Source organism: Corynebacterium glyciniphilum AJ 3170, assembly GCF_007673095.1.
GTDB lineage: Bacteria > Actinomycetota > Actinomycetes > Mycobacteriales > Mycobacteriaceae > Corynebacterium.
This window is the reverse complement of record NZ_VDYZ01000003.1, coordinates 226684-237961: the sequence shown is the minus strand read 5'-3', so window position 1 is coordinate 237961 and position 11278 is coordinate 226684. Positions and strand designations below refer to the sequence as shown.

General features: G+C 66.2%; 9 protein-coding genes. 3 read left to right on the top strand and 6 right to left on the bottom strand.

The window, feature by feature from the left end; all coding sequences use genetic code 11:
• Window positions 1-78 precede the first annotated feature (78 nt).
• From FS507_RS04680 to FS507_RS04670, 3 genes are all read left to right on the top strand, one after another.
• Entirely contained in the window at window positions 79-678 is a 600-nt protein-coding gene (locus FS507_RS04680; RefSeq protein WP_145941631.1) for a hypothetical protein, read from the top strand.
• A gap of 62 nt (window positions 679-740) precedes the next feature.
• Entirely contained in the window at window positions 741-2120 is a 1380-nt protein-coding gene (locus FS507_RS04675) for a PhoH family protein (protein ID WP_145941630.1), read from the top strand.
• Between the two features lie 49 nt (window positions 2121-2169).
• On the top strand, window positions 2170-2709 hold the full coding sequence (locus FS507_RS04670; RefSeq protein ID WP_145941629.1) for a GNAT family N-acetyltransferase: 540 nt from the start codon (window positions 2170-2172) through the stop codon (window positions 2707-2709).
• Between the two features lie 6 nt (window positions 2710-2715).
• Here FS507_RS04670 and FS507_RS04665 read toward each other — a convergent pair whose 3' ends face one another.
• The 6 genes from FS507_RS04665 to glpX all read right to left on the bottom strand — a co-directional run bounded on the left by FS507_RS04665 (window position 2716) and on the right by glpX (window position 11197).
• On the bottom strand, window positions 2716-4293 hold the full coding sequence (locus FS507_RS04665; RefSeq protein WP_145941628.1) for an MDR family MFS transporter: 1578 nt from the start codon (window positions 4291-4293) through the stop codon (window positions 2716-2718).
• Between the two features lie 71 nt (window positions 4294-4364).
• Complete coding sequence (locus tag FS507_RS04660; protein ID WP_145941627.1) at window positions 4365-5063, bottom strand: TetR/AcrR family transcriptional regulator; 699 nt, start codon at window positions 5061-5063, stop codon at window positions 4365-4367.
• A 70-nt stretch (window positions 5064-5133) separates the two neighbouring features.
• A complete protein-coding gene (locus FS507_RS04655) occupies window positions 5134-6018 on the bottom strand; it encodes a ribonuclease HI family protein (RefSeq protein ID WP_145941626.1) in 885 nt (294 codons plus the stop codon).
• Window positions 5996-8578, bottom strand: a complete 2583-nt coding sequence (locus FS507_RS04650) for an excinuclease ABC subunit UvrA (RefSeq protein WP_145941625.1) — start codon at window positions 8576-8578, stop codon at window positions 5996-5998. The genes FS507_RS04655 and FS507_RS04650 overlap by 23 nt, the downstream gene beginning before the upstream one ends.
• A 91-nt stretch (window positions 8579-8669) precedes the next feature.
• On the bottom strand, window positions 8670-10067 hold the full coding sequence (locus FS507_RS04645) for a class II fumarate hydratase (RefSeq protein WP_145941624.1): 1398 nt from the start codon (window positions 10065-10067) through the stop codon (window positions 8670-8672).
• A gap of 98 nt (window positions 10068-10165) precedes the next feature.
• On the bottom strand, window positions 10166-11197 hold the full coding sequence (gene glpX / locus FS507_RS04640) for a class II fructose-bisphosphatase (RefSeq protein WP_145941623.1): 1032 nt from the start codon (window positions 11195-11197) through the stop codon (window positions 10166-10168).
• Window positions 11198-11278: the final 81 nt, after the last annotated feature.

Below are 11278 nucleotides of genomic sequence, written 5' to 3'. Positions count from 1 at the left end.
ACCGGAGGTCTTCCTTATGCGTCATCCCCCGACGGAGTGTTCACAACCTCCCCGGGAAGTACAGCTAGGATGGCCGTCATGCATCACCTCCATTACCTCAAGGTCGTCTTCGCCACCGGTGTCGTCCCCGGAAAGTGGGTCGGCAGGTTCGATGAGCGCATGGACGGGTGGAAAGCAGCCTCGGCAGCGTCGGACGACCCGCTGACCCACGTGCTCAACGGGACGGCGGACATCGGGATCGTCCGTCTGCCGGGGGAGTGGGAAGGGATGCCGGAGAGCAATGTGGACGCCGCTGCAATGGAGTCGCTCGATGTCCACCGGGTTGTCCTGTACGAGGAGACACCGGGAATCGCAGCACCCAAGGAGCATGCCCTGGAGGCGGTGGGCGAGAACGAGGCTGTGACCCCGGAGGACATCGAGGGGGAGACCGTGCTCTACCGTGGTGTCGATCCGGGGCAGGTGCGCGAGAACCTTGAGGTCGTCGCCGCCAATGTCGGTGTCGTCGTCGCCCCACGTCCGTTGCTCCGAGCGGTGAACCGGCGCGGGGTCGTCCACCGGTCCCTGGCGGGGGTGGAGGGAACGTCGATCGCGCTGGTCTGGCGACGCGACCGAGACGACGAGGTCATCCAGCAGTTCGTCGGAATCTGCAGGGGCAGACGTGCCTCCAGTTCCCGCTGAGTTCACCCAGTCTTCATCTCACAACCATGTGATCTACACGTGTGGTTCCTAGCCTCGGGGACATGACCAGAGCCACCACCGCCACCCCGTCCACCCTGACATCGGACGACGCACCCGGTGCCGTCCCCGGCACTGTCCGGACCTACGTCATCGACACGTCTGTCCTGCTCTCCGACCCCTGGGCGCCGTTGAAGTTCGCCGAGCACCATGTCGTCCTGCCCATCGTCGTCGTCGGCGAGCTGGAGGCGAAACGCCAGCACCCCGAACTCGGCTGGTTCGCCCGCCAGGCACTGGGTCTCCTCGAGGACCTGCGTCGCACCAGTGGACGACTCGACCGGGAAATCGAGGTCACCCCGGACGGTGGCACACTGCGTGTCGAACTCAATCACGTCGACCAGTCGGTGTTGCCCGCCGGTCTGCGGGCACGGCCCGACGACGGTGCGGACAATGACCGGAGGATCCTCGCGTCCGCCCTCAATCTTCGCGCAGAAGGCGAGCACGTCACCCTGGTCACCAAGGATGTCCCCCTGCGGGTCAAGGCCGGCGCCGTCGGCCTGGACGCCGACGAGTACCGCGCGCAGGACGTCGTCCTGACCGGGTACGAGGGCATGGTGACGGCCGAGGTCGCCCCGGACCTCATCGACCGGATCTTCGCGGAGGGCGTGGTCGACGCCACCGGGGACGTCGATGACGTGGTGGATCTCCCGGCGCACTGCGGCGTACAACTGACCTCCGGGAGCCAGTCGGCGTTGGCGCGAGTCACCACCCACGGGGTCCTCCGGCAGGTGCCGCAGGACCGTGAGGCTTTCGGACTGCGCGGCCGCAGTGCGCGCCAACGGGTGGCGCTCGACATCCTGCTCGACGAGGAGGTCGGAATCGTCTCCCTCGGAGGATCGGCCGGTACCGGAAAATCGGCCCTGGCCCTGTGCGCCGGTCTGGAGGCGGTGCTGGAACGGCAGAGCCACCGCCGGATCGTGGTGTTCCGTCCGCTGCACGCCGTCGGGGGCCAGGACCTGGGCTACCTGCCGGGAGACGGCATCGAGAAGATGAACCCGTGGGCGCAGGCGGTCTACGACACGCTCGACGGTCTGGTCAGCGGGAATGTGCTCGATGAGATCGACGACCGCGGGCTTCTCGAGGTGCTCCCGTTGACCCATATCCGGGGACGCAGCATCCACGACAGCTTCGTCATCGTCGATGAGGCGCAGTCGTTGGAACGGAACGTCCTGCTGACCGTGCTGTCGCGGTTGGGGCGCAATTCCCGCGTGGTGCTCACCCATGATGTCGCGCAACGGGACAACCTGCGCGTCGGGAGACATGACGGCATCCAGGCCGTGGTGGAGAAGCTGAAGGGCAACCCCCTGTTCGCGCACGTCACCCTCACGAGGTCCGAGCGTTCAGCGGTCGCGGAACTCGTGACCAGCCTCCTGGAAAAAGGGTGATGTGCTGCTGTGCTGCGCAGGCGACCGCGGCACGTTTACAATGCCTTCCATGACATTCACGATTCGTCCTATGCGGGAGGACGACTACGCTCAGGTGGCGCGCATCCAGCAGTCCGGCATGGACACCGGCCACGCCACCTATGAGGGGGAGACCCTCTCCTGGGATGCCTTCATGGAGCACAAGATCGCCGACCTGATGTTCGTCGCCGACGAGGACGGTGACGTGCTCGGGTGGGTGTCGGCGTCCAGGGCGTCCCGACGGTCGGTGTTCGACGGGGTACTGGAGGATTCGGTCTACATCGCGCCGGACGCTGCGGGGAGGGGAGTCGCCGGTGCGCTCCTGGACCACATGATCGCGGCGGCGACCGAGGCGGGGTACTGGGCGATGCACTCCACCGTGTTCCCGGAGAACCAGGGCTCCCTGAAGCTACACCTGTCGCGGGGGTTCACGGAGATCGGTGTCGCGCACACGATGGCGCGGATGAACTACGGTCCGATGGAAGGCCGCTGGCGCGACATCCTCCTCCTGGAGAAGATCCTCGAGGGAGGACCCGCCTACCCGGAGTACCGGGCGCGGGTCGGGGAGTAGCCTCTCCTATTCGACGGTGTCCTTGAGCTTGTCCTGCCGGGTGAAGATCAGGACGATACCGGCGACGACGGCCAGGGGGATCAGCACGGTGAAGATCGGCACGAGGGCATCGTTGTAACTGGTGATCACTGCTTCATGCAGCGCCCCCGGCAGCTGTCCGACCAGGTCGGGGGTGATGCTCTCTGAACCGGCACCGGAGAATGCGTCGGTGTACTGTGCCGCGTCGGGTCCCATCTCCTGCATGGCGCCGGGGACCCGCTCGCCCATCAGCGACTGCAGACGGGAGGTGAACACCGAGCCCACGACTGCCGAGCCCACGGACATACCGATCTGCCGGAAGAAGTTGTTCGAGGCGGTCGCGGTGCCAACCATGCTGACCGGGAAGGCGTTCTGCACGATCAACACCAGGATCTGCATCGCGCAGCCCAGGCCGAAGCCGAAGACGAAGAGAACCAGACCCAGGTGCACGAGACCGTCGTGGGTCTCTAGTCCGCCCAGGAGGAACAGGCCGACGGCGGTGATGAACATGCCCACGACCGGGTACCACTTGTAGTTGCCGGTCCGGCTGACGATGATGCCGACGACGATGGAGGTCGGCATCATGCCGAGGATCATCGGGATCATCATCAGGCCGGCCTTCGTCGGCGACATGCCGTGGACCATCTGGATGTAGGTCGGCATGTAGGACAGCGTACCGAGCATGACGACACCGATGACCAGGCCCGCGAGGGTGCACAGCACGAAGTTGCGGTTGGTGAACAGGGTCATCGGGATGAGCGGTGCCTTGGCACGCAGCTCGGCGACGACGAACAGGACCGCGCACACGACGGAGGCGATGATCAGACCGATGATCGTGGCCGAACCCCACTCGTAGTCCTTGCCGCCCCAGCTGAGGAAGAGGATCAGGCACGTGGCGAAGCCGGCCATGAAGACGGTGCCCCAGATGTCCAGCTTCGCATGTCCGCCGCCACGGGCGGGCAGGTGCATGGCGAAGACGGCGATGACGATGGCGACGAGTGCCAGCGGCACGTTGAACCAGAGTGCCCAGCGCCAGCCCGGGCCGTCGGTGAAGAAGCCGCCGAGCAGGGGGCCGAGGACGGAGGAGAGGCCGAACACGGATCCCATCAGGCCCATGTACTTGCCGCGCTGACGGGCGGGGATGATGTCGGCGATGATGGCCTGTGAGAGCACCATCATGCCGCCGCCACCGAGACCCTGGATGGCGCGGGCGATGATGATGATCCAGATGCTCTGTCCCAGGGCGCCGACCACGGACCCGATGAGGTACATGCTCAGGGCGAAGATGAACAGGGGTTTACGGCCGATCTGGTCGCCGAGCTTGCCGTAGATCGGGAGGCCGATCGTCTGGGCGAGCAGGAATGCCGTGATCACCCAGCTCATCTGGTTGACGCCGCCCAGCTCGCCGACGACGGTCGGCAGGGCGGTGGCGAAGATCGTCTGGCCCAGTGACACCAGCAGCATGCCGAGCATGAGGCTGGCGAAGACCAGGGGGATATTGTTCTTTGAGGCGTGTGTGTCCTCATGAGTCGTCGGTGACGACTCGAGTTTCTCAACTGTGCTCATGAAGGATCTCTTCTCGTGCTTTCTTACGTGTGGATCGAACGGTCAGGGGTTAGTCAGGGGCTAGTCGGGGGCTAGTCCCAGCCATGGGAGTAATTGGCCGCGAGTGCGGTCATGTGCCGGCCTGCGTGGGTGAGGACCTCCCACTTGGTCAACTCCGGCTGCTCGCGGTGGAGAAGCCCTCCTGTGGCCAGTGCCGTGCGGATCAGTCCGGTCAACTGCAGTGACTCCTGCTGCACCGTGACGTCCGGCAGATGCCGGTGCTCCGGGAAACGGGTGAGGAATGCGGTGATGGCGGCGAGGATGTCGCCGGCCAGCGCATCGAATCGCCGCATTCCGGCGGCGCTGAGTTCCGGTGTCTCCACGACGATCTGACGCCGACGCTCCCGGACCATCAGGCTGGTGGCCCGGTCAGGGGACAGACGCAGTGAGGAGTCCGGGTCGTTGTCGACGGCTTTCCCGATGTAGTCGAGGACATCACGGATGATGTTGGAGGAGTCGGTGGTGGCGAAGGCCTCCAGGTCGTCCGCGGGGATCGGGGGGACGCCCCGACCCGCGGCGACCTGGTCCTTGGAGTCGAAGTAGTTGAAGAACGTCCGACGACTCACCTCGGCCTTCTCACAGATCTCGTCGATGGTGACCTGGTGGAATCCGTGTTCCAGGATGAGCGCAGTGGCGCAGTCCTCGATGCGCAGCCGGGTCTCCCGGCGTTTGCGCTCACGAAGACCGCAGTCGACGGCGCTCTGTGTGGATTCGTTCCTTGCTTCAGTCACGAGACAGGTCTACACGGAGTGAAAAGTTGCACGCAATGCAAAAATATCGTTAACCCCCTTATGGGGGTGGTCAGTTCCTGACTGTCTGCTGGTGATGCCGCAGAACGAGATGAGGATCACCCGAATCGACCCGGACCCAGAGCGACGTCCGCACCGTCGTGCCGTAGGCGCCGGAGGCCGTGGAACGCACCAGTACCGCATTGTCGGAGAGGGTCTCGGTGATGACGTCGGAGATCTCAAGTCGGTCGAAGCCACGGAGGGGCGCCAGGGACGCCAGGTACTCCCGGCGGTCCAGGACCCTGCCCGCACTGTCGATGACACAGAGGTCGGGGTGCAGGAGCGCCTCGGCGAATTCAGGGTTCCCCCGGACGTCATCGGTGTAGAGTGCGAGCTCGCGTTCTGCGGCGTCAGCGGTATCTGCCGCACCGGCAGTCCCGGCGTCCTGCGTCCCGGCCGGGACCTGCTCCTGGGTGCTGCCGTACGCGTCGAGGCCCGGCCCGGTCTCCGGGCTCCGGCCCGCCGAGTATGCGGTGGCTGCGGCGTTGGCCCGCTTGTCCGCCGCCTCATTCAGCGGATGTCCCGCATGTCCTTTCACCCACTCGAAGTCGACGGCGCGCCCCTGCATGGCTGCGTCGATCGCCTGCATCAGTTCGACGTTCTGGACCGGCTTGCCGTCCCTCTTCTTCCATCCCTTACGCTTCCATCCCGGCATCCATTTCGTGACGGAGTTGATCACGTACTGGGAATCGCACAGGATCAGCAGGTGCTCGCCGGCGGTGGAGGGTTCGGCAGCCGTAGCCTCTAGCAGGTCCAGCACGGCCTTCAGCTCACCCATGTTGTTGGTTCCGTGGGGCCAGCCTCCGGCGCGCCAGGTGTGGTCGTCGATGTACCAGGCCCACCCCGCCGGGCCGGGATTTCCGAGGGCAGAGCCGTCAGCGGCTGCGGTGATCGTCATGGGATGTATCGTCGCACACGGGACGTGCGCAGTGCTGTGCGAGGTACCGCCCCGTCACCGACGCTGAGTCAGCCGCCACCTCGTCCGGTGTCCCGGTGCTGACGACCCGGCCACCGTCCGCACCTCCGCCCGGCCCCATGTCGATGACGTAGTCGGCATTGGCCACCATGTCGAGATCATGCTCGATGACGATCACCGTCGCCCCCTGCCCGGTCAGCCGTTGCAGAACCTCGAGGAGCGTACGGACGTCGCTGGGATGCAGACCGACGCTCGGCTCATCGAGGACGAACACCGCGTCCCGTTGGGTCCGGTGCACCTCATTGACAAGCTTCAGCCGTTGCGCCTCTCCGCCGGACAGGGCGGGAGTGCCCTCACCGAGGACGAGGTAGCCCAGTCCCAGGTCCGTCAGTGCCGTGAGCCGCCGGTGGACTTTCGGAAGCCCGCTGACCACCGTGCGCGCCTCTGCGACGGTCATCCCGAGCAGCTCCGGCAGACTCACACCGTCACGACGGTAGCGGTCGGCGTCGGGGGAGTACCGGCGTCCACCGCACTCCGGGCAGGGGATGTCGATGTCGGGGAGGAACTGGACGTCCAGCGACACCTCGCCGGTGCCCTCGCAGCGCGGGCACGCCAACGGATGTTTACGCGATGTCTTCCCGGATGTCTTCCGGGACCGGGTGTTGTAGGAGAAGTCGGAGGCGGTCAGCCCGTCCGCCACCGCCTCCCCGGTTGCGGCGTATGCCGCGCGGAGATCGTCCATCACACCGGAATACGTCGCCACCGTCGAACGGACATTGATGCCGATCGGCGTCGCGTCCACGACGTGGACAGTGGTACCGGACGGAGCGTCACATGCGGTCACATGGCCGGGACGATCACCTCGGAGCGCGGGCACCAGGGACTCGAGAATCAGCGTCGTCTTGCCGGAGCCCGACATGCCCGTCACCGCCGTCACACGTCCGACCGGGATATCGACAGTGAGAGGGTGGACGGTGTGGATCCGGTCCGTTTCCAGGTGGACTGACCCGTCGGCGAAAAGTGAGTCGGCTCCGGTTCGGTCACGGACCACCACCGGCTCGTCACCGTCGAGAAACCCGGCCAACCGCGAGACGCCCGAGGCCGTGAGGTCGGCGGCGTCGCCGGTCGCCATCACCGAACCACCCTGACCACCGGAGCCGGGGCCGATCTCGACAAGGTGGTCGGCACGACGGAGCACCTGGACGTCATGGTCGACGAAGACCACCGAGTTCCCGTCCGCCACCAGGTCTGACATGACGCCCAGTAGTCCGTCGACATTCGCCGGGTGGAGACCGATCGACGGTTCATCGAGGACGTACAGGACCCCGGTCGTACGGTTCCGGACCGCACGTGACAACTGGATCCGTTGGCGCTCGCCGGTCGACAAGGTGGAACCGGCACGGTCCAGTGACAGATACCCGAGGCCGAGTTCGGTGAGCCGTTGCGCCATCTGCTGCAGTGTGTCGACGAGCCCTCCGGCGAGAGCATGCATCTCCTCCGGGAGAGAGTCCGGCACCAGTGCCGCCCAGGCGAGCACGTCGTCGAGGGGAAGCGCGGTGACCTCCGCCAGGTTCATTCCTCCGTCCTCACCGTTCCTGCTGACCATGATCCGAGGCATGCGCGCGGCGTCACTCAGCCGTGTTCCCCGGCAGTCCGGGCACGTCCCGGTCGAAAGGAACCTGCTCACCCGGTCCAACCTCTTCTCGGTGTCCGCGCGTTCCAGCTCGCGGATCACCGTCAACCGCGCATTGCGGAACGTGAAGTCAAGCTCATGGACACCTTTCACCGAGGTGACGGAGATATGCTTCTTCTCCTCCGGACCGTCCAGCACGATCTCTTTCTCGGCGTCGGAGAGCGTGTTCCACGGGACGTCGGTGCGCACGCCGAACTCCCGGGCGATGTCGGGCTGCACGTTGAAGCCGAACATCGACCACGGGACAATCGCACCACCGTCCAGCGTCTTCGTGGGATCCGATACCAGGGTCGAGTCGTCGACGGTGCGGATCGCGCCGGTTCCTTCGCACCGGGGACACGCCCCACCGGAATTGAACGCCAGGTCCTCCGCCCCCGGCGGCGAGACCGTCTCGCCGCAGACAGCGCAGGAGAACGGTCGTTCGGCGGCGACTGCGATCGTGGGGTCGACCCGGTGGCCGTTCGGGCAGACATGGGACGACAGCCGGGAGAACATCAGACGAAGGACGTTGAGGAGTTCGGTGAGGGTGCCGAACGTCGAGCGGACCCCGGGCACACCGGGACGCTGCCTCAGTGCCAGGGCGGCCGGCACGTGCTCCACCGAGTCGACCTCGGCCCGGGTGCTCTGGGCCATACGCCGCCGGGTGTAGGTGGACAGGGCTTCGATGTAGCGCCGTGAGCCTTCTGCGTAGAGAACCCCCAGCGCCAGTGAGGACTTCCCGGAACCGGACACCCCGGCGATACCCACGAGCCTGTTGAGGGGGATGTCGACGTCGACGTTCTTCAGGTTGTTGACGCGCGCTCCACGTACGGTGATGTGACTGGGGGTGGCAGGAGAATCGACCGACATGTCCCCAGCCTAGAACGCCGTAGGGCGCCGTGGCAGTGGAGCCACGGCGCCCTACGGCGCGTGCGGGGACCGGCGGGTGGGCCGACCTGGGTCAGTCGCGGTCGGTGTTGGCCATTGCCAGCACGTCGAGACGCTTGTCCAGCTCTTCCTCGGACAGGGTGTCCGGGACGTAACCGAGGTCGATGACCGTCTGCCGGATGGTCTTGCCCTCGGCGAGCGCGGTCTTGGCGACCTTGGCGGCTGCCTCGTAGCCGATCGCCGAGTTCAGCGGAGTCACGATGGACGGTGAGGACTCGGCCAGGGTACGCATGCGCTCGTTGTTCGGCTCGATGCCGTCGACGAGGCGCTCGGCGAAGACGCGGGAGGTGTTCGCGAGCAGCTTGGTGGACTCCAGCACGTTACGGGCCATCATCGGGATGAACACGTTGAGCTCGAAGTGGCCCTGGGCACCACCGAAGGCGATGGCGGCGTCGTTGCCGATGACCTGGGCGGCGACCTGGGTGGCGGTCTCGCACAGGACGGGGTTGACCTTGCCCGGCATGATGGAGGAGCCCGGCTGCAGGTCCGGCAGGTGGATCTCGCCGAATCCGGTGAGCGGGCCGGAGCCCATCATGCGGATGTCGTTGGCGATCTTGTTCAGGGACACCGCGATGGTACGCATCGCGCCGGAGAACTCGACGAGCGCGTCACGCGCGGCCTGTGCCTCGAAGTGGTTCTCGGCCTCGGTGAGCTGTTCGACACCGGTGAGCTTCTTGAGCTCCTCGGTGACCTTCGCGCCGAAGTCGGCCGAGGTGTTCAGGCCGGTTCCGGTGGCGGTGCCGCCGATGGCCAGCTCGCCCAGGCGGGGGAGAGTGGCTTCGACACGCTCGATACCGAGCTCGATCTGGCGGGCGTAGCCGCCGAACTCCTGGCCCAGGGTGACCGGGACGGCGTCCATGAGGTGGGTACGACCCGACTTCACCTCGTTCTTCCACTCCTTGGCCTTGGCGGCCAGGGAGTTGTGCAGAACCTTCAGTGCGGGGATCAGGTCGGTGACGGCGGCCTCGGTGGCCGCGACGTGTGTTGCGGTGGGGAAGGTATCGTTGGACGACTGGCCCATGTTCACGTCGTCATTCGGGTGGATCTCCACCCCGTCCTGCTTCGCCAGTGAGGCGATGACCTCGTTGGTGTTCATGTTCGACGAGGTGCCTGAGCCGGTCTGGAAGACGTCGATCGGGAATTCGTCGTTGTAGGTGCCCTCGGCGATGGCCTTACCGGCGGCGATGATGGCGTCGGCCTTCTCGGCGTCCAGCGCGCCGGAGTCCTTGTTGACCTGGGCACAGGCTGCCTTCAGCAGGCCCATCGCGCGGATCTGTGCGGCCTCCAGCGGACGGTCGGAGATCGGGAAGTTCTCCACGGCACGCTGGGTCTGGGCACGCCACAGGGCGTTGACCGGGACCTTGACCTCGCCCATGGTGTCATGCTCGATGCGGAATTCCTGCTCACTCATAATGAACTGTCGTGTCCTTCCTGATTATTGTGTCGACTGACATATAAGGGTACCCGCACCGCAGTGGTGACGGGATGCTGCGGGGGTGGGGCCGGACGTCAGATGTAGTCCTGGACCGAGTAGTCCTTGAGCTTCTGCAGCTGGTGGGTGGCCTCGATGTTCCGGATCGTGCCGGACCGGGAGCGCATGACCAGTGACCGGGTGGTCGCTCCGCCGGCCCGGTAGCTCACGCCGCGGAGCATGTCACCGTTGGTGACACCGGTGGCGACGAAGTAGCAGTTGTCCGAGGACACCAGGTCATTCGTCCCGAGGACGGTGTCCAGGGCGAGACCCGCGTCGAGGGCCTTCTGGCGTTCGGCGTCGTCGGTGGGGGCCAGGATGCCCTGGATCTCGCCACCCATGCACTTCATCGCGCAGGCGGTGATGATGCCCTCCGGGGTGCCGCCGGTACCCATCATCAGGTCGACGGCGTGGCTCTCGCCGGCGGCGGCGACCGCTCCGGCGACGTCGCCGTCCCCGATGAGCCGGACCTTCGCACCGGCGGCGCGGATCTCGGCGATCAGGTCGGTGTGGCGCGGACGGTCCAGGACGATGACGGTGACGTCGGAGGGATGGACGCCCTTGGCCTTGGCGACGGCGTTGATGTTGTGCGCGGCGGGGGCCTCGATGTCGATGCTGCCGGCAGCTTCCGGACCGACGGCGATCTTCTTCATGTAGAACACGGCGGAAGGGTCGTACATTGACCCGCGTTCGGCGGCGGCGAGAACGGAGATGGCGTTGGGGCGGCCCTCGGCCATCAGCGTCGTCCCGTCCACCGGGTCCACGGCGATGTCGACGGCCGGGCCCTCACCGGTGCCGACCTGTTCTCCGTTGAAGAGCATCGGGGCCTCGTCCTTCTCGCCTTCGCCGATGATCACGGTGCCGTCCATCTGCACCGTGTTGATCATCCGTCGCATGGCGTCGACGGCGGCCCCGTCGCCGGACTCCTTCTTCCCGCGCCCGACCCATTTGCCCGAGGCCAGCGCCGCCGCTTCGGTGACGCGGACGAGCTCCATGGCGAGGTTGCGGTCCGGGGAGGAGGCAGGCAGTGCCTCGGGAGGGGTGGGGACGGAGTCGGGTCCGGAAGTCATGGGAGACCAGCTTTCTGATATCGGGAGAGCATCGGGGGTGCCCTCCATTGTTCCACGACTCCTCTCAGGTGTCCCCACACG

Coding starts and splice junctions, on each gene's coding strand:
- FS507_RS04680 (WP_145941631.1), top strand. CDS start 79: ATGCATCACCTCCATTACCTCAAGGTCGTCTTCGCCACCGGTGTCGTC.
- FS507_RS04675 (WP_145941630.1), top strand. CDS start 741: ATGACCAGAGCCACCACCGCCACCCCGTCCACCCTGACATCGGACGAC.
- FS507_RS04670 (WP_145941629.1), top strand. CDS start 2,170: ATGACATTCACGATTCGTCCTATGCGGGAGGACGACTACGCTCAGGTG.
- FS507_RS04665 (WP_145941628.1), bottom strand. CDS start 4,293: ATGAGCACAGTTGAGAAACTCGAGTCGTCACCGACGACTCATGAGGAC.
- FS507_RS04655 (WP_145941626.1), bottom strand. CDS start 6,018: ATGACGATCACCGCAGCCGCTGACGGCTCTGCCCTCGGAAATCCCGGC.
- FS507_RS04650 (WP_145941625.1), bottom strand. CDS start 8,578: ATGTCGGTCGATTCTCCTGCCACCCCCAGTCACATCACCGTACGTGGA.
- FS507_RS04645 (WP_145941624.1), bottom strand. CDS start 10,067: ATGAGTGAGCAGGAATTCCGCATCGAGCATGACACCATGGGCGAGGTC.
- glpX (WP_145941623.1), bottom strand. CDS start 11,197: ATGACTTCCGGACCCGACTCCGTCCCCACCCCTCCCGAGGCACTGCCT.